Source organism: Pseudovibrio sp. WM33 (assembly GCF_001623165.1).
GTDB lineage: Bacteria > Pseudomonadota > Alphaproteobacteria > Rhizobiales > Stappiaceae > Pseudovibrio.
On record NZ_LMCK01000075.1, the window covers coordinates 51,291 to 68,398 of the forward strand.

Below are 17,108 nucleotides of genomic sequence, written 5' to 3' on the forward strand. Positions count from 1 at the left end.
AAATCAGCACAAAATCAACCAGAGGACTATTTGCGGACTTTTTTAATGAGAGATGCGATGAGCGACTTGTTTTTTGTATACGTTTCAGCCTTGCCCGTGACCTTGGCTGCAATCTCTTCAAACAAACCTGCAACAGCGTGTTTACTATCGAACTCTGCAATCATCTGACCATTGTTGGATGCAGTCCCAAACAATGCAGGCTCAAACGGCATTACCGCTAAAGAAACCACATCTAAAGCACTACTAAACTCGTCGGGCTTAATTTCTGGCCGCTTCGGAATGCCGACTTTGTTCAAAACCAAATATGGTTTTGCGTCGTTTGGTCGAAGTTGGCCGATACTGTCGACCAAGTTTTTTGCATTTCGAAGGTTTGCTAAGTCAGGCTCAGCTACAATCAAGACTTCGTCTACATGTGCAAGGATATGCCGTACCCAGCTGTTCCACGTGTGCGGCAAGTCAAGAACGACAGTCGGCGTTCCTTTTTGCATGACCTCAATAACCTGATCAAACTTCTCAGTGTCAAAGTCGTAGGTTTGATCAAGCGTAGCTGGTGCTGCTAACAACCTGAGACGGTCATTACACTTAGCAAGAAGACGATCCAGTAGCGTGTCATCAAGCCGCTCAGGAGATGCAATTGCTTCCAATATGCCTTGTAATGGGTCTTGATTAAAATCTAAACCTGCTGTTCCAAATGGCAAATCCAAATCAGCAATTGCAACATCGTTGTCGAGTGTTTTCGCAATTGACCAAGACAAATTGTGTGCAACTGACGATGCACCACACCCACCTTTAGCACCGATCACAGCCACAGTTCGACCGAAGGGTTCCGCGTCAGTATTTGCGTAAAACTGACCAATGGTATTTATCAATTGAGGGATATCCACCGGTCCGACAATGTACTCGCCGACACCTCTGCTAATGAGCGTTCTGTACAAGTTGACATCATTTATGCGCCCAATAACAAGAACATTAGTCCCAGCGTCACAGTATTCAGCCAGTCGATCTAACTCAGCGATCATCTCTTTTGGATTAGACAACGATTCGACGATCAAGAAGTTAGGAGTAGCGGCACTTTCAAATGTTTCTACAGCTGCGGAAATACCACCTTGTCGCACCATCGTATGCGTCTTCGACATCCGTCGATCTAAGCTCGCATTCTGGATCGTTTCTGATGTTCTTGAATCCACGCAAAATGCCTGAACAGAAATCCGCGGAATATTTACAAACTGAAAGTCAGAAGTTGAAAGCTGACTCGTCGTTTCTTGCCGTGATGAGGCATCTGAATCGAACTGCGCTAAATCGCTCATAGTTTATCCCACTAGTTCTGCGCCACGGATGATACGTTTGTGCCAACACCAGCTCCGTACTGACCTGCAGTCAGGTCTCCAGATCGGTTGTTTGCCAAAATCTCATTTGTTCTCGCGGGATCATTAGGTCCCAAGGGGCGTGGTCGCAACAGATCTGTCGGATTATCGACCATCGCAGCGAGGTTTGCCTGAGTAGCACAGCCGAAGTTGTGATAGTCCATATTTTGATGATTGCTTATCATCGCATCAGGCCAATTACCGCAATCACGCACAACTCCTTTCACACGCATAAATGAAAGGCGGACTGGTGCTGAGGCAGCCATATCAGACACCGCATAACTCCTCATAACAATATGATCTGCGGTTACTCCGCCTTTTTTCAATGCGGTGCGAATCTGAGGGGAAATAGCTTTTGCTGCTGCTTCATTCCCAGAACCTGACGGAACCAAAACCTCAACAAATCCATTTCCATCGATGTCTGCCTGTTTACCAAACGCAGCAATTGCTGTTTTCATGGACCCGTTCAAATTACGCATCTCCCCAGCTACGGGGATATCAAAATTTTCAGGTGCTTCTGTAATAACAATCGGATGCCTTTTCCGATAATCAAAGTCTGCAATCGACTGATGTTCAACATATGATGGTTGTGACTGACATGCTCCAAGCATAGCAAAAGTACTGAGCACTACTGAAGCTTCTCTCAATTTGCGTACACATTTCAAAGTGGGTGACAGTAGGGTATTCATTTCTCTTGTCCTCACTCGTAAATGTAGCCAATTTTGCCGTGATAATTCCCTTTCACAGGAGCGTCTGCTCCCCTGTAAACCCGGCTTAATTGGTTTAAAAAGATTGTTGACTGATCACTTGGTGCTGCAAAATTATCATCAGGTCGCGCAACTTGAGATCGCGCGATTGGTCTCACAACATAAGGCGTTACAAAGATTACAAGCTCAGTTTGGCGATTGATATAATCGCGGCTCTTAAACATGGTACCAAGAATTGGAATATTCTTTAAGCCAGGTATCCCGTCAATTTCCTGTCCATAATTCTGCTTCAGAAGACCTGCCATTACCAAGGTGCCTCCGGAAGGAAGTTCTAGTGTAGATTCTGCGCGGCGCACTTTAAGCGCGGAAACAGCGATTGCGCCTGCGATACTTACAGCCCCTTCAGAACTCAACTCACTGACTTCGGTTTTTACTCGCAGTTTGATACGTCCTCCGGAAAGAACAACAGGCGTGAAATCCAACCCGACACCAAAAGGTTTAAACTCAAGGCTTACCTTGTTATCCTCATAAGCCACGGGGATCGGGAACTCACCACCGGCGAGGAAGCTAGCATTTTCGCCAGAGACCGCTACAAGTGTTGGCTCCGCAAGTGTTCTCATTACCCCTTCACGCTCGAGCGCTTTGATTGTGGGATTGAGGGTGCCGCTACCAAACCCCAACTTTCCTGCCAGGGATCCAGCATTCACAACAGATGGATTGATGTTATACGCAGGTGACGTATTGAAATTGACATCAAGAGCACCAATTTTGAGTGAGCCTTGGAGGTTCACACCAAGCTGCTTAATCGTTGTGCGTTCAATTTCAGCAACTGTAACTTTGAGTTGGACCTGATCTTTTTCGGCGACTGCAATTGTGTTGACGATTTTTTTGTCATCGTTGCCCACAAACTTCAACGCAATATCGTAGGCCTGTTGTGCTTCGAGGGCGGAGATTGCTGTTCCTGAGAGGACAACGCTTTGATTGACGATGTCAGCATTGATTGCAGAGTTTGGCAGCAATCGTTGGATGAGTTCAACCAGGCCTGAAGGATCAGGCTGTACGCTCAGGTTGAATGATGCCAGTTGGCGGCCACCATTGCCGAACAGAACCAATGACGCCTGGCCTATCTTGTTTCCGAAGACAAAAACGCGGGTTCTGGTGCGGACAACAGCATCTGCAATTTCTGGATTCGAGACAAGAACATCACGGACTTCCTCGTTTGTGTTGAGGACGATAGATCTTCCTTCACCAACATTCAGCTGACGAACTTTGCCGCGGTGCTGAGAGGTGACTTCCACAGTCGCTTCGAAATTATTTTGAGCAAATGCAAGCTGCGGTCCAACTAAAACCAAGGCAACGAACAGAAGGAACTGCATGAGTGCACCACTAAGGCTGCATTTTTGCGGTAAACTTCTCGCCAGACTAATTTGTCGATGAAAAACCATAGTTTACCTACTAATTTCCGTTAACAGACTGGGAGGCAATCCCGTACTTTACGAACTTCACACCACCTTTGACGCGCGGCGGTTGCTTCAAACCGTCTCTGGAATCTGCAGCACTGCGCAATGAGAGCGAGAGAGTTCCCATCTGGGTTGCGCGAGCGACAGTCTCAGCCTCGTGGGGCAAGAGTTCCAGTGTAGCTGTCTGGTCTGGAGACATCGCCTTCTCACTGTTTTCAGAGGCCGTCGTGGTATCAATTGCGAGCACCTTGATATTCTCGAGGAGCGTTTCACTGACGAAGCCGTCGTTCTGTTTTTTAGCTTGCATGGTAATCAGCACATCAACCTTATCTCCAGGAAGGATGAAACCACCTGCGGTAGAGACTGCATCAACCGGAACAGCAACGGCGCGTTTTCCTTTTGGGAGGATCGCTGCCAGGAAGCCTTTGTCCGTATCAATGAGACGCTCTGCACGGATTGGTTCGCCACTAAACATCGCTGCTTTGATAATCTGTCCCAGAAATTCTTCATCTGCATTTGGACTTGAGCCGCGCAAGATTACGCCGTCAGATACAGATTCTTCTGGCCATTTGGCCCAAGCTAAATCGCCTTGGGTAAGAGATGTACCGACTTTGAGGTCCTGCGCTGCAACAAGAATATCCAGTGATGGAATTTCTTGTACTGGAGCAACAATGGTTGGCGACTGCTCCCGGGAACCGGAAGACAGGTTCAGCCAGGCGGCCAACCCACCAGCGCTTAAAGCGATAATTAAAACTAGTAATCTGGAGGCCTTCATGTGGCACCCACCCTCTAAGAGATTTAGCTAAGCAGCATTCGTTAACCCTAATTTGAGCAAAAATTGTCAAGACATAGTTAATATTCCGTAACATCACTACATTTGTATTTTTTACTTATGTGCATAGAGTCAAATTAGGAATATGCATGAACAGCAATAGGTTAGCGCCAGTGAAAGCACACTAGTTCAAAACATTAATACTTTACTAAGATGATTTGCTCGCGAAATGCTTAGAAAGTTGGAATTTGAGCAAACCAGAAGGTCTTCGGGTACACCTGAATCCCCGCAATTGCGATTGCAATCCCGTATGGAACGCCTGCTTTTCTGTCATGCAATCTTAAGAGCCATTCCTGCCCCTGCATGAACTGCGGAAAGTACGGAACCCTACGCAAGGCCAGGATAACCAGTGTTAATGCTCCGCCATAAATGCTGGTCAGCAAAATAAAGTCCAGCATGTTCATCGAGAGACCGAGCCAAAGAGAGATTGCAGCGAGGAACTTCACATCACCGCCGCCCATAACACCGAGCGCGAACAGACCGAAGCCGACAACCATCACACCGAAGCCGAGTGCGAAGCTCATGCCAACCTGTTCTAGGGGCAATTGCAATAAGAAGGCCAGACTGACAAAGGCAACGACTATAATCAGGTTGAGCTTGTTCGGAATCGTCATTGTGAAGAGATCAAAGAATGCGGCGATTGCAAGCAGCAATGGAAAAATGATCAATAGTCCATTTGCAATCATGTCGTGATCTCCCCCACAAATACCATGTTATGGTTTTGCAAGGGTAATTCCAAAGAAGGCCTTAACACTTGGTAGTTTTGTCTCGCTAAAATTCATTTATTTACAAATTTAATTGTTTGGCTTCACCAGTTCCCACAATTGAAGATCACGCTCGGCTACGTTTGGCTGCGCACTGGTATTCTTAGCAATAAAAGAGGTGCTGGTGAGCGTTGGTGCGGACACCATGGCAAGAATCGCCAGAGCGATGAGGCCAGAGATGAGGCTGAATTCAATAGTCGCGCTGCCCAGATCTCGCTGGAACAAACCTCGGATTATGGAGAGCATCAGGTCACAACTTAATTGTTATAGTTGTGTTTGATGCTACTCCTTGCAGCTAAACCTTAGATTGATCTCCGCACTCAACTTCTTCCGTTATTTGGCACTCTAAACTAAGGTTTCATCAAGAATCAGGTGAACTTAATACCCGACTTCCAAATCAACTAGGTTCTCGAGCGCTTCACCTCGCTCAAATCCCTTGATTTGCTGGGCAACATATTCGGAGAGAGCTTGCGGGTCGCTCTCAGCTGCCACATGTGGTGTGATGATGCAGTTTTTCTGCTGCCAGAGAGGACTTGTGTCAGCCAGAGGCTCGATTGCGAACACGTCAAGGCTGGCACCTTTGAGCTGGCCGGATGTCAAAGCTGTGTCGATCGCAGCTTCATCCTGTGTCGCACCACGTCCAGCGTTGATGTAGGCAGGCCCTCCTAATGCGCCAGATTGAGACAACATGGCCAATCGCTCTGCATTGACCAGCTTGTGCGTGGCAGGTGTTGAGGGCAACAGATTGATCAGGATATCAGTACGATTAAGGAACGCCTCAAGCTGGTCTTCACCGGCAAAGCTTTCAATGCCGTCTACATCTTTTGGCGAGCGAGACCACCCGGCAACGTTAAAGCCCAGCGCTTTGAGGGCTTTTGCAGAGTCCAACCCCAGCTCACCAAGCCCCAGAATACCAACGCGTACGTCCTTTGCTGCCCATTGCCTGTGTCCATGCCAAACACCTGCCTCCTGCTGAGCGGCATAAGTTAAATGTTGGCGATGGTGGAGAAGCGTTTGGAAGACCACCCACTCTGTCATGCGGCTGGTGAGGTCTGGGTCAACAATCCGGACCAACGGGAGGTTGGGGAGTTCCGGCAATGAGGTCAGATGATCGACACCTGCGCCCAGTGAAAAGATCACCTTGAGGTTTGGCAGGGCGGCAAAGGCAGCTGGGTCTGGTTTCCAGGCAAGGAGATATTCTGCTTTTTCGGGCTCAGCGACGCCGCCGTTCCAGCCCTCAATCTTTCGATTGGGAAGAAGTGCCTGCAAACGGTCGATCCACTCAGGTTCGTTGAAGCTTTTGAGAGATAAGACCAGGTTCATGAGGCACTCCATTGTTGAGCGTATTTTTATTTGAGACCAGCAGGCTCATCTCACAAATACACCGTAATATATCAATCTGCGATTTGTTTTATTCAGAGTCGACGAATTCAGCAAGCTGTTGGCGCTTACGATCGACGACCAGACGTGTGACATCCGGTCGGCTGTAGTGGCCGGTCGGGTCAAAGAGTTGGCGGTCTGCCCGCACCAAGGCGTGATCCAGCTCTGCTGTGATCAGGAGTTCTTTACCAACCTGTGGTGCGACCACCCATGATCCATCAGGTGCAGCGATACAAGACCCGCCATCAGCGAGAAACTCACCACTGTTTTCGAGTATTTCTGCTAGTTCTGGCGTATCCGTTGGGAAATCTGCAGCACGCATCAGCCCTGAGACTGATAGTACGTAGCTTCTGCTTTCTTTGGCAACAAAGCGTGTTGGATCCTCTGTGTTCCGCAGGCCGCCCGGCCAGACGGCCACGTGCAGGTCTTCTCCTTGCGCATACAGGGCGACGCGTGACAAGGGCATCCAGTTTTCAGCGCAGTTCAGGCCACCAACCGTAAAGCGGCCCAGCGGATGGACACGCAAACCGTTGCCATCTCCCGGTGCCCAGGCAAGACGTTCTGCATAGCTTGGCTGCAGTTTACGGTGCGCAGAACCGATCTCACCGTTTTGATCAATGTAGACCAGTGTGCAGTACAGACTATGCCCGCTTCTGTTTGCTGCTCTCTCCATAACACCGAGATACACGGAAATGCTGTGTTTCTTTGCTGCTGCACAGACAGCATTCAGATGACCGTCCTCAATCACCACGGCTTGATCAAGGCATTTGGCGTACATGGCTTTTTGCTTTGGATCATTGAAGCGTGCACCGTCTGTGCGTTCAATCCAAAACGGATAGCCCGGCACCAGTGTCTCTCCAAATGCAACAAGCTGGCAGCCCTGCTTGCCAGCAAGCTCTACCGCATCAATCACTTTGTTCAAGGTCGCTTCACGCTTCAACCAGACTGGAGCGATCTGCGCGAGGGCGACTTTGATTTTGTCAGATTCGGACGGATCGTGGGATAAATGCGTTGCTTCTAAAATTTCCATGTTTCAATACTCAGCTTGCAGATGCGAAGATCACACTCGGGTTTGGCGGGGCTGCAAACAACAGAGTCTATCATTCAGGCAATGAAGCACGTCAGCACCACCTGCTTTGAGATTCTGTTATTTCAGATCTTTATCTTACTATGAGGCAGGGATGCCTGTAGCTGGTCGGATCATTCAACTTTACTGAATTTTTTGAGAGATAAAACCTAAGCTAATCAAAACCCTGCCCCAATAAATCTGCCTGAGTACTTAATTTTATTCAGCGTCGATGAAATCCGCGAGTTGCTGACGTTTCCGATCAACGACCAAGCGCGTCACATCTGGTCGGCTGTAATGACCCGTTGGATCAAAATTCTGGCGTTCACCACGTACCACGGCATGGTCCAATTCTGCTGTAATCAGAACTTCCCTACCGACTTGCGGCTCAACAACCCAAGACCCATCTGGCGCAGAGATGCACGAGCCGCCGTTTGCGAGAAAGTCATCGCTGTTCTCAAGGATCTTGGCAAGTTCCAGCGTGTCTTCCGGGAAATCTGTTGGGCGCATGAGGCCAGAGACTGAGATCACATAGCTTCTGCTTTCTTTGGCAACAAAGCGGGTTGTGTCTTCGGTGTTGTGTCGCCCACCCGGCCAAACGGCAACGTGAAGGTCTTCTCCTTGCGCATAAAGGGCAGCGCGAGACAGAGGCATCCAATTTTCGAAGCAATTGAGGCCACCCACGGTGAAGCGGCCCAGCGGATGAACACGCAAGCCGTTGCCATCCCCCGGCGCCCAGGCAAGGCGCTCCTCGAAGGTTGGTTGCAGTTTGCGGTGCGAGGAGCCGATCTCACCATTCTGGTTGATGTAGACCAGCGAACAATAGAGACTATGACCACTTCTGTTTGCAGCACGCTCCATGACACCGAGATACACAGCGATGTTGTATTTCTTCGCAATCGCACAGATGCCATCGAGATGACCGTCTTCAATCACTACGCCTTGCTCAAGGTATTCCGCGTAAATCGCTTTTTGCTTTGGATCGTTGAAACGTGCCCCGTCGGTGCGTTCAATCCAGAACGGGTAGCCCGGAACCAGTGCTTCGCCGAAAGTGACAAGCTGACAGCCCTGTTTGCCTGCGAGCTCTACTGCATCAGCCACTTTTTTCAGTGTTTCTTCTCGCTTCAACCAGACCGGAGCGATCTGTGCGAGCGCGACTTTGATCCGGTCAGATTCGGCAGGATTTTGTGTTGTATGTGTTGCTTCTAAAATTTCCATGGGGATCTACTCAGGTTGCGAAAATGTCAGAGTCACTGGCGAATGCCTTGAATTCGAGAGCATTGCCCGAGGGATCTTTGATGAAAAAAGTTCCCTGCTCTCCCGGTTGCCCTTCAAACCTGATTTTCGGTTCCAGCAACCATTCAATAGTTTCATGTGTTTTCAGTCGATCAGCAAGAACCTTCCATTCATCCATTGGCAAAACAACGCCAAAATGAGGAATGGGAACTGCATCTCCATCAACAACACCAGTGACTCCAAGGGGAAATTGTGATTTTTCACGAAGGTGGGCGGACATCTGGTGTCCAAACAGGTCAAAATCGACCCATTTGCCTTCAAGTTCACGGCCCTGTTTACATCCAAGCACGCTCATGTAGAACGCCTTCGTTTGTTCCAGATCATCAATCGGAAATGCCAGATGGAATGGACGCGCCATGTTCAGCCTCACCTTACTTTCAAACGAGAATCCGTATTCTGATAGGGGCACTGAGGGCCACTTACCTGGAATAGGCTCTATACCCAAAACTCATGCTGGAGTTGTTTTAAACTACGTAAAATCTCATAGATAGGCCAATGACAGTCACATAGACATGAGTTAAACTCATAGTATGAGCCGACATAGTCTTTCGATCACTTCGCAGATCCTTGCCGTTCTTCCTGTTTTTGATGCAGCAGCACGGCATGGGAGCTTTACCCGCGCTGCACGGGAGCTTGGCATCACGCAAGGGGCTGTGTCCCGCCGCATTCAGAATCTGGAAGAGCAGCTGGGGTTGGTGTTGTTTTCCCGTCAGGGAAAAACGCTGGCACTTACTCAAGATGGGTTGCTGCTGAGCCAGAAGGCCAAGAACGCGTTGAAGCTGGTGGAGGATCTTGAGCATGAGCTGAAGGGCTCAGTCTCTGGTCAGCTGCGTATCGGCACGCTGCCCTCACTCGCCAATCTTTGGTTTATGGAGCGGATCAAAGGCTTTAAGCGGGCCTATCCTGCTATCAGCGTTGATCTAGTTACCATCCCAGCCGACTTTTCAGCTGGTCATAAAGATCCGGTCAACTGGGATCCATCCAGTGTGGATGTGGCGCTTACTGTGGGGCGTGGCAGTTGGCCTGCTCTGGAGAGCTTCCGGATTTGTGATGAAGAGATGGTTTTGGTTTGTCACCCAAGTCTCTTGGGAGAAGCAAAACCGGAGAATATAAAAGATCTTCTGGGTCTCCCCCGCCTCATTCACTCCACACGCCTGGGCAGTTGGGAATACTGGGCGGAGGCACACAAGCTTTCAAGCTACTTGCCCGGAGACACCTCCCTCTCCTTCGAGCATTTCTTCATGGTATTGGAGGCTGCGCGTCAGGGCCTTGGCCTTGCCTTACTTCCCTCTTTGCTCATTGAGAAAGATCTGGCGGATGGGACACTGATCGAGCCAGTCCCTGCACGGCATATGACAGGGAACACCTATTACATTGTTGGGAGTTCAGCTGCCTGGAGGCGTCCAGCTGTTGCTGCCTTGCGTGATCATCTTCTACAGAGCAAATAGGCGCTTACCGCCGATCAAACTGAAAGGGTGATGGCAACTCATCTTCTGCAAGGTGTGTTGTTTGTGGGGCTTGTGATGCAGCTGAAGAGACGTGATCTGTTGCTTTGCCGCCCAATTGCATCTCATCAATCTTGCGAGCTCGATTGCCGATTTTGTCGCCTGAGATCATGATCTGATCCAGATCTTTGTTGGTCTGGGCAAAATGGGTTTGCAGTTTGGAGACACGCTCTGTCAGACGTCCAACATCCAGCAGGAGCTTACCAACTTCAGCCTGAATGAAGTGAGCCTGTTCACGCATGCGAGCATCGCGCAGCACAGACTGGATCACCTGCACAGCAAGGACAAGCAGAGACGGCGATACGATGACCACACGCAGGCGGTGAGCTTTTTGCGTCAGGTCAGGGAAACCTTCGTGGATCTCAGCGAAAAGACTCTCGGAGGGCACGAACATAAGCGCCGTGTCCTGTGTTTCTCCCGGGAGAAGATATTTGCCTGCAATGTCTTCCAGATGCTTGGAGATATCCTTTCGGAAGCGAGCAGCAGCTTCTTTCAGGTCCTGCTTGGTTTCTGCATCCTTGATTGCGGCGAAGGCTTCCAGAGGGAACTTGGCATCCACCACCAGCGGCGGGGCGCCAGTTGGCATATGGATCAGGCAGTCAGGCCGGGAGCGATTGGAGAGTGAGCTTTGAAACGAGAAGCTTGTTGGGGGCAACGCGTCATCAATGATTGCCTCCATACGCCCTTGGCCAAAAGCACCGCGAGTTTGTTTGTCATTCAAAACCATCTGCAGGTCAGTCACCTGCCCTGCCAGCTCACCCATGGTTTTATTCGCTTTGTCGAGCAGTGCCATGCGCTCCTGCAGGCCTGTCAGGCTGGCATGGGTTTGGCGGTGGGTTTCCAGAACAGACGCACCCAACGTTTTACCAAGACCATCAAGGCGATCATTCACCACACGCATCAGATCTGACTGACGGGAGCCGAAAACCTCTGCCATGGTTTGCATGCGACCTGTCATTTCTCCCTGAGAGCGGACCAGATCTGCCAGTGCGGCTTCTGTGTATTCTGCCCGCTTTTGCTCCAGCACCGATGTACCACGCACTCTGTTCAGTTTTGCGCGCAGGCTCATGATCCAGATGAGCAGCAAAAGGACAAAAAGGCCTCCACTAACTATGGCTGCCTGAATATATGAGAGGGTGAATGCACCGTATGTGAAGACTGTCTGTTCCATGAAACAAACATAGAACACTTTACAACACCGCGATACCTCTCAGCTTTCTTGGATGCACTGCAACCCACATCCTTCAATTGATGGGGAGTATCTGTGGGATAAAAATAAAGTTTCATCCTCAGATCGGCGTTGTTGCATAAAGGCGCCTTCGCCCTTTATGTAGAGGCAACATATTTTGAACTAAGCAGCTTTTAATGCCATTCAAACACAATGCTTCCCGGCGGGACAAGTTTACGAAAGCGGAGTATCGGATCAACAACTGGCCGGAGTATAACGAAAGCTTGCGCCGTCGTGGCGATGTGACGGTTTGGGTTGCCGATGACGTTGCCAAAGCCTGGTTTGCCCCACACAGCAAGGGTCGCGGCCGTCCTTTGAAGTTCTCAGGCCTTGCCATTGAAACCTGTTTGCAGGTGCGGTTGGTGTTCGGCTTGGCGTTACGGCAATGCCAAGGGTTTGTTCGCTCGCTGTTTGGCCTGATGCAGCTTGATCTGCCTATTCCTGATTTTTCAACCCTGTCGCGGCGAACAGGAAGTTTGAAGCTGACAAAACATCGCTCAACCTCCAAAGAGGAACCGGTTCATCTGGTGGTCGACAGTACCGGATTGAAGATCTTCGGAGCCGGTGAATGGCAGGAAACGAAGCATGGAACCAAGATAAAGCGCAGAACCTGGCGCAAATTGCATCTGGGGATGGATTTGAACACGGGCGAAATCCTTTGCGCGGAACTGACGCAAGACAGTGTTGGCGATCCGACAGCCTTACCGGGTTTGCTGGATCAGATTGACGACCCAGTTGTCAAATTTCTTGGCGATGGTGCTTATGATGGTGAACCAACCAGACAAGAATTGGCAGAGCGTTTTGACGGGGTGGAGGTCATCATTCCCCCGCCCAAGACAGCAGTCCCCAGCTCTCTTATTGCGAGTGACCCGACACCACGCGACCGCGAAATTGCTTCCATTCGCACCAACGGCAAAATGGCTTGGCAAAAGCAGACAGGATATGGGCAACGCGCGCGAGGAGAAACCCTGATGGGACGCTTTAAGCAGGTGATCGGGAACAAACTTAAATCACACAGCTTTGACAGTCAGAGGACAGAAGCGAAAGTTGGCATTGCTGTGCTCAACAAAATGACGTCTCTCGCACGGCCTACGTTCGAGCGCGTTTTATGACCCCAAAATTTATGGGGTTGGGCAAGCTGTAAGCGGATTTCGATTTGTGCAACAACGCCGGGCTACTCGACCACCTAGCCTATGCTCACGTTCGCCAAAGCTTTGCGGTCCACTTCTTCGACCAAAGGAACCGTTTTTTCCAGGGTTTCCCAGCCCTTTTGGGTCAGGGAGATCAGCTTTTCACGGCGGTCCATTTCATAGTTCGTGATGCTCACCAAATCACCCGCTTGCAGACGTTTGAGCAATTGCGAAACCTGCATCTTGTTTAGTTGGGCCATTTCCGTGACCACCTTTTGCCGGACGAAGGATTGCCCGGTTGCAGCCTTGTTCTGCTCAGAGAGCCAAGCACTTACGGCCAGAAGGGCAAAAGCCGGCTGGGTCAGATCGTAGGGCGCAAGCACCATATCGATGTTTTTCTGCCAGTTCAGGAATGTTTGCCAGAAACGAAAGCCGGGGCTCTGCGTCGGAGTCATGAAACCTGCACCCGGTATGCCTATGTCCTTGTTCATTGTTCATGTCCTCCTGTTTGCGTGTCCCAACGGGCTCCGTTCGGGCTGTCGCTGTGCCGCCATCCGGCCTGTGAATGCACCTTGTTCGCCAGACCTATTGCCTTTGAGCGCGGCTTCCAGAGTCGATCGCCGCCCATATTTGTGGTGCGCGTCGCATGTGAGTTCAAAGTCTTCATTTCCGGCGACCTTTTCTCTGACACCAACAGCTTTGGCGAGCCACGTATTAGATTTCAATAACTTACCCCAGCGCATTGTAATTATAAAGTATAAATACTTACTATCTGTGCGTGTGGCTGAGTGAGAAATGACACCCTAAGCGATTTGTCAATAGAATCTTGGGTCTATCCCCGCAAAGGTACCGAATGCGACATAGGATTTACGGCCCTGTTATTTGCCTGATCAGATTGGCTTTTGGTCATGTACTGGCTCCAGGCGGTGTATCGCGCTCAACTTTCAGGACGCGCCTTGCGTGATCACGTAGCTGGCCTGCCGGCCTGACGTAGCGGTAGAGGGTTGCGCGGCTGATGCCGAGTTCACGGCACAGGTCAGCGACACTGGTGTCCCGATTGGCCATGGCGGACTGAGCCAGGCGGATCTGGTTTTTGGTCAATTCGAATTGGCGTCCGCCTTTACGACCCCGCGTGCGGGCAGCAGCGAGACCGGCCATGGTGCGTTCGCGAATGAGATCACCCTCGAACTCGGCCAGCGCCGCGAATATCCCAAATATCAGTTTTCCGCTTGACGTAGTTGTGTCGATATTGGCGCCCTGGCCAGTGAGAACACAGAGCCCGACACCTCGTTCCGAGAGGTTACGCACGGTGGTGACCAAGTGCTTGAGATCACGTCCGAGCCGGTCGAGCTTCCATATATAAAGAGTATCACCTTTACGCAGGGCTTTCAGGCAAGCCTCCAGGCCAGACCGGTCCTCCCGTTTTCCCGACGCTTTGTCCTTGTAGAGGTGATCAGGAGCCACATTAGCAGCGGTGAGCGCATCTATCTGCAGGTCGAGTGCCTGTGAGCCGTCAGCTTTGGAAATCCGGGCATATCCGAGATTCATGCTTACACTCCTATCATGGGTGTATCACAGACGACCGTTTGTGTGACGTCAGCAAAACGGCCCGCCGACAAGGCTAGACATCTATCACATCCCGTCTCACAAAGAAAGAATACCAAACCTCCCTCGATACGAAAAGAGACGCACCCCATGCCACGCATGCAAATTCTCTCGCCGGCCGAACAGCGCGCCTTCGACACACTGCCCCGGATGAACGCCGCGCAGCGCAAAGCTGCCTTCGATTTACCGCTCGGTTTCCAAAAGGAGGCCGAGCAATTGCGAAACCCGATTCATCAGATCGGATTTTGTCTGAATGCCGGCTATTTCCGCCATGGCCGGCGATGCTTCGCTCCGGAGACATTCCACTCCAACGACATTGCATACGTTGCCGGCAGGCTGGGGCATGACGCGGCATGGCATTGCCAAATTGTTTTCTTTTGGTTACCCAACTCCAATGAAGGTTCCGAGTTCCTTTTCCCGCCTGAAAGACTTCCGTTTTCCTCGTGAGGTCATCGCCTATGCCGTATGGGCGTACCATCGTTTTGCAATGAGCACAGCTGACGTTGAAGACCTTCTCGCCGTACGCGGTGTCGTTGTCAGTCCGGAAACTGTGCGATTGTGGGTCAACCGCTTTGGCCGCCATTTCGCCGACTGTGTTCGCACAGACCGTCCGAAACCAAACAACATGTGGCACATGGATGAATGTGTGATCACCATCGGTGGAGTGAAATATTGGCTCTGGCGCGCGATCGACGCCGATGGCGACGTCCTTGACATTCTGGTTCAACCGCGCCGCAACGCCAAGGCAGCCAAGCGATTCTTCCGTAAGCTGGTCAAGCAATTTGGCAAACCACGGGTCGTGGTGACTGACAAGCTACGCAGTTACATCCAGCCGATCCGCTCGCTGGTTCCGGATGCCGATCATCGGGCCCACAAGGGATTGAACAATCGGATAGAAAACTCGCATCGTCCAACCCGAAGGCGGGAGAAGATCATGTGCCGGTTCAAGTCGCCTCAACAGGCACAGAGGTTTCTGTCAGCCCACGACCAAATCAACACCATCTTCCGTCCTCGCCGGTACAAACTTTCCAATCAATCTTACCGCCATGCAAGGTCTGATGCATTCGCCCTTTGGGCTGACTACACAGCTGAAATGGCTGCCTAAAGTCGGCTCAAATTGCCCCTTAGCAACTCATCCAAAACAATTTGGCAATACCACTGCGGCTTGCTCGTAAGTCTCAGTGCAACTTTTTCATTATGTCTACTTGTTAGAACTCAAGCGGCCTTCTTCACTTCTAATTCTCAAAGACTCATTTTGCCATGACCGGAACATTTGAAAGCATGGGCTATGGCCCTTGCCATCCTTGGTATTATCACACCGGAGGAAAACCGCTTTACCCGAAGCAGATTAAACAGCAGGTGATTGCCACAGGCTACCGTGGGTATCTGGCAGAAGAAATTGGACGCATTGACCAAAGCGCTGAACCGAAGCGCACACATGAGCTTAGAGCGATTAAGGCGACGGCTTTATCTGGGCTAAAACGTGATTTGAGCCGATATCGTGAAGTGGTGTGTGAATTGCACCAAGGAGAGGTCTTTTACGATAAGGACGATCCATACCTGTAACGGATTGCAATCATCCCGTTTTTTCGCTCGAAATATCTGCGTCTATCCGAGGGGCCAAACTCACATTAATTGCAAATGAGATCGCATTATATGCGACGCGATCGCAATCATCCGCCTCGGATCACTTTATTTGCGAATAGCTGTAGAGCGGACAAAATTGATCGTTCACTGCAGGCGCAAAAACTCTGATCAAAACTCTGCGATTGTATACGATAAGAGCCCTAACCAGATATTTTCTCGCTTTCATCAAAGACCGTGCCTGAGGGATTAAGGGATGCCTGGAGCTTTTTAAGGCTCCACTCTAGCTCTGAAAGCCTCTTGTCCTGGAGTTCCCGTTCGGATTTTCCTTTATATATCAATAGCTGGCCATTTTGGGCCGAGGTCTGGCCAAAAATGGCCAGCTGTTTGATGATGTTTATCAATGACTTAGTTTAGCTGTAAAGGATCTGCAGGTCTCTCAGGCCAAAAATGGCTTAAATTGACGCAGCGGAATATTGCTCGTAGTTCTGCAACTTTACTCCTACTATGCGCACCGAAAAATTACTTTACCAAGCCTTTTCATAGGGTTGAAAGGGGCGGTGATGTTTTTCAGGGACTGCTTCTTTAATCTGGCATGCAAGTTGCAGTTGTGTTGGTACGCAGCTGCAGACTGGGGTCTGGGGCCGTGGCCCATTCTCATCAAATGGGGTTCATTTATTTGTTTTGCTGCGTCTGTCCGCACATGGAGGGCGCTCACCAGGAGCATACTATGCCAACACCCGCTTATATCACCATTGAAGGGTCAACTCAGGGTCCAATCACTCAAGGCGCGTTTACTGAAGATTCCGTCGGTAACGTGTGGCAGGAAGGCCATGAAGACGAGATCATGGTGCAGGCCATTGATCACACCGTCATCATTCCTCGTGATATCCAGTCCGGCCAGCCAGCTGGTCAGCGCGTGCACACTCCGTTCAAGTTCACCTGCTCCATGAACAAGTCCATCCCGCTGCTTTACAATGCGCTGGTTTCCGGTGAGATGCTGCCTAAATGTGAAGTTAAATGGTACCGCACCAATTCTTCCGGCAAGCAGGAGCATTTCTTCACCACTTCCTTTGAAGATGCGCTGATCACCAATATCGAGTGTGGCCTGCCGCATTGTCAGGATCCGAAGAATGCTGACTTCACTCAGCTGATCACCATTGAACTGTCTTACCGCAAGATCATGT

At 50.4% G+C, this 17,108-nt stretch carries 19 protein-coding genes; 6 read left to right on the plus strand and 13 right to left on the minus strand.

Annotation, left to right across the window (positions count from 1 at the left end):
* Window positions 1–26 precede the first annotated feature (26 nt).
* The 10 genes from PsWM33_RS12960 to PsWM33_RS13005 all read right to left on the minus strand — a co-directional run bounded on the left by PsWM33_RS12960 (window position 27) and on the right by PsWM33_RS13005 (window position 9,227).
* Complete coding sequence (locus PsWM33_RS12960) at window positions 27–1,307, minus strand: AAA family ATPase (protein ID WP_063300514.1); 1,281 nt, start codon at window positions 1,305–1,307, stop codon at window positions 27–29.
* Between the two features lie 11 nt (window positions 1,308–1,318).
* On the minus strand, window positions 1,319–2,053 hold the full coding sequence (locus PsWM33_RS12965; protein WP_082826993.1) for a CpaD family pilus assembly protein: 735 nt from the start codon (window positions 2,051–2,053) through the stop codon (window positions 1,319–1,321).
* Between the two features lie 11 nt (window positions 2,054–2,064).
* The gene (locus PsWM33_RS12970) at window positions 2,065–3,447 is read right to left on the minus strand and encodes a type II and III secretion system protein family protein (protein WP_153039940.1); all 1,383 of its coding nucleotides are present in this window, start codon (window positions 3,445–3,447) and stop codon (window positions 2,065–2,067) included.
* Between the two features lie 79 nt (window positions 3,448–3,526).
* On the minus strand, window positions 3,527–4,306 hold the full coding sequence (gene cpaB / locus PsWM33_RS12975; RefSeq protein ID WP_063300516.1) for a Flp pilus assembly protein CpaB: 780 nt from the start codon (window positions 4,304–4,306) through the stop codon (window positions 3,527–3,529).
* Window positions 4,307–4,536: 230 nt separating this feature from the next.
* Window positions 4,537–5,049 (minus strand): A24 family peptidase, encoded by a 513-nt coding sequence (locus PsWM33_RS12980; RefSeq protein WP_057464161.1) that lies wholly within the window; start codon window positions 5,047–5,049, stop codon window positions 4,537–4,539.
* A 108-nt stretch (window positions 5,050–5,157) separates the two neighbouring features.
* Window positions 5,158–5,373 (minus strand): hypothetical protein, encoded by a 216-nt coding sequence (locus tag PsWM33_RS12985; protein WP_063300517.1) that lies wholly within the window; start codon window positions 5,371–5,373, stop codon window positions 5,158–5,160.
* Window positions 5,374–5,505: 132 nt separating this feature from the next.
* The gene (locus PsWM33_RS12990; protein WP_208994546.1) at window positions 5,506–6,450 is read right to left on the minus strand and encodes a 2-hydroxyacid dehydrogenase; all 945 of its coding nucleotides are present in this window, start codon (window positions 6,448–6,450) and stop codon (window positions 5,506–5,508) included.
* An 88-nt stretch (window positions 6,451–6,538) separates the two neighbouring features.
* On the minus strand, window positions 6,539–7,537 hold the full coding sequence (locus PsWM33_RS12995) for a carbon-nitrogen hydrolase family protein (RefSeq protein ID WP_063291353.1): 999 nt from the start codon (window positions 7,535–7,537) through the stop codon (window positions 6,539–6,541).
* A gap of 255 nt (window positions 7,538–7,792) precedes the next feature.
* Window positions 7,793–8,791 (minus strand): carbon-nitrogen hydrolase family protein, encoded by a 999-nt coding sequence (locus tag PsWM33_RS13000; RefSeq protein WP_063291352.1) that lies wholly within the window; start codon window positions 8,789–8,791, stop codon window positions 7,793–7,795.
* A 10-nt stretch (window positions 8,792–8,801) separates the two neighbouring features.
* A complete protein-coding gene (locus PsWM33_RS13005) occupies window positions 8,802–9,227 on the minus strand; it encodes a VOC family protein (protein ID WP_063291351.1) in 426 nt (141 codons plus the stop codon).
* Window positions 9,228–9,399: 172 nt separating this feature from the next.
* Here PsWM33_RS13005 and PsWM33_RS13010 point away from each other — a divergent pair, with 172 nt between their 5' ends.
* Window positions 9,400–10,317, plus strand: coding sequence for a LysR substrate-binding domain-containing protein (locus tag PsWM33_RS13010; RefSeq protein ID WP_063300519.1), 918 nt, complete (start codon window positions 9,400–9,402; stop codon window positions 10,315–10,317).
* A gap of 4 nt (window positions 10,318–10,321) precedes the next feature.
* On the opposite strand, the gene PsWM33_RS13015 is transcribed toward PsWM33_RS13010, so the two are convergent.
* Window positions 10,322–11,545, minus strand: coding sequence for a DNA recombination protein RmuC (locus PsWM33_RS13015; RefSeq protein ID WP_208994547.1), 1,224 nt, complete (start codon window positions 11,543–11,545; stop codon window positions 10,322–10,324).
* Between the two features lie 194 nt (window positions 11,546–11,739).
* Here PsWM33_RS13015 and PsWM33_RS13020 point away from each other — a divergent pair, with 194 nt between their 5' ends.
* Window positions 11,740–12,714: an IS5 family transposase gene (locus PsWM33_RS13020; protein WP_063300521.1), complete on the plus strand. Its 975-nt coding sequence runs from the start codon at window positions 11,740–11,742 to the stop codon at window positions 12,712–12,714.
* Between the two features lie 74 nt (window positions 12,715–12,788).
* Here PsWM33_RS13020 and PsWM33_RS13025 read toward each other — a convergent pair whose 3' ends face one another.
* On the minus strand, window positions 12,789–13,223 hold the full coding sequence (locus PsWM33_RS13025; protein ID WP_063300522.1) for a MarR family winged helix-turn-helix transcriptional regulator: 435 nt from the start codon (window positions 13,221–13,223) through the stop codon (window positions 12,789–12,791).
* A gap of 415 nt (window positions 13,224–13,638) precedes the next feature.
* Window positions 13,639–14,280: a recombinase family protein gene (locus PsWM33_RS13035; protein WP_063300524.1), complete on the minus strand. Its 642-nt coding sequence runs from the start codon at window positions 14,278–14,280 to the stop codon at window positions 13,639–13,641.
* Window positions 14,281–14,427: 147 nt separating this feature from the next.
* Here PsWM33_RS13035 and PsWM33_RS26815 point away from each other — a divergent pair, with 147 nt between their 5' ends.
* The 4 genes from PsWM33_RS26815 to PsWM33_RS13055 all read left to right on the plus strand — a co-directional run.
* On the plus strand, window positions 14,428–14,784 hold the full coding sequence (locus PsWM33_RS26815) for a DUF4158 domain-containing protein (protein WP_193778397.1): 357 nt from the start codon (window positions 14,428–14,430) through the stop codon (window positions 14,782–14,784).
* The gene (locus PsWM33_RS13040; protein WP_063300538.1) at window positions 14,732–15,442 is read left to right on the plus strand and encodes an IS6 family transposase; all 711 of its coding nucleotides are present in this window, start codon (window positions 14,732–14,734) and stop codon (window positions 15,440–15,442) included. The genes PsWM33_RS26815 and PsWM33_RS13040 overlap by 53 nt, the downstream gene beginning before the upstream one ends.
* Window positions 15,443–15,597: 155 nt before the next feature.
* On the plus strand, window positions 15,598–15,903 hold the full coding sequence (locus PsWM33_RS13045) for a hypothetical protein (RefSeq protein WP_063300525.1): 306 nt from the start codon (window positions 15,598–15,600) through the stop codon (window positions 15,901–15,903).
* A 748-nt stretch (window positions 15,904–16,651) separates the two neighbouring features.
* Window positions 16,652–17,108 (plus strand): Hcp family type VI secretion system effector (locus tag PsWM33_RS13055; RefSeq protein WP_063300539.1); only part of this gene is annotated, 457 nt, incomplete at its 3' end.

Coding starts and splice junctions, on each gene's coding strand:
- PsWM33_RS12960 (WP_063300514.1), bottom strand. CDS start 1,307: ATGAGCGATTTAGCGCAGTTCGATTCAGATGCCTCATCACGGCAAGAA.
- PsWM33_RS12965 (WP_082826993.1), bottom strand. CDS start 2,053: ATGAATACCCTACTGTCACCCACTTTGAAATGTGTACGCAAATTGAGA.
- PsWM33_RS12970 (WP_153039940.1), bottom strand. CDS start 3,447: ATGCAGTTCCTTCTGTTCGTTGCCTTGGTTTTAGTTGGACCGCAGCTT.
- cpaB (WP_063300516.1), bottom strand. CDS start 4,306: ATGAAGGCCTCCAGATTACTAGTTTTAATTATCGCTTTAAGCGCTGGT.
- PsWM33_RS12980 (WP_057464161.1), bottom strand. CDS start 5,049: ATGATTGCAAATGGACTATTGATCATTTTTCCATTGCTGCTTGCAATC.
- PsWM33_RS12985 (WP_063300517.1), bottom strand. CDS start 5,373: ATGCTCTCCATAATCCGAGGTTTGTTCCAGCGAGATCTGGGCAGCGCG.
- PsWM33_RS12990 (WP_208994546.1), bottom strand. CDS start 6,450: ATGAACCTGGTCTTATCTCTCAAAAGCTTCAACGAACCTGAGTGGATC.
- PsWM33_RS12995 (WP_063291353.1), bottom strand. CDS start 7,537: ATGGAAATTTTAGAAGCAACGCATTTATCCCACGATCCGTCCGAATCT.
- PsWM33_RS13000 (WP_063291352.1), bottom strand. CDS start 8,791: ATGGAAATTTTAGAAGCAACACATACAACACAAAATCCTGCCGAATCT.
- PsWM33_RS13005 (WP_063291351.1), bottom strand. CDS start 9,227: ATGGCGCGTCCATTCCATCTGGCATTTCCGATTGATGATCTGGAACAA.
- PsWM33_RS13010 (WP_063300519.1), top strand. CDS start 9,400: ATGAGCCGACATAGTCTTTCGATCACTTCGCAGATCCTTGCCGTTCTT.
- PsWM33_RS13015 (WP_208994547.1), bottom strand. CDS start 11,545: ATGGAACAGACAGTCTTCACATACGGTGCATTCACCCTCTCATATATT.
- PsWM33_RS13020 (WP_063300521.1), top strand. CDS start 11,740: ATGCCATTCAAACACAATGCTTCCCGGCGGGACAAGTTTACGAAAGCG.
- PsWM33_RS13025 (WP_063300522.1), bottom strand. CDS start 13,223: ATGAACAAGGACATAGGCATACCGGGTGCAGGTTTCATGACTCCGACG.
- PsWM33_RS13035 (WP_063300524.1), bottom strand. CDS start 14,280: ATGAATCTCGGATATGCCCGGATTTCCAAAGCTGACGGCTCACAGGCA.
- PsWM33_RS26815 (WP_193778397.1), top strand. CDS start 14,428: ATGCCACGCATGCAAATTCTCTCGCCGGCCGAACAGCGCGCCTTCGAC.
- PsWM33_RS13040 (WP_063300538.1), top strand. CDS start 14,732: ATGAAGGTTCCGAGTTCCTTTTCCCGCCTGAAAGACTTCCGTTTTCCT.
- PsWM33_RS13045 (WP_063300525.1), top strand. CDS start 15,598: ATGACCGGAACATTTGAAAGCATGGGCTATGGCCCTTGCCATCCTTGG.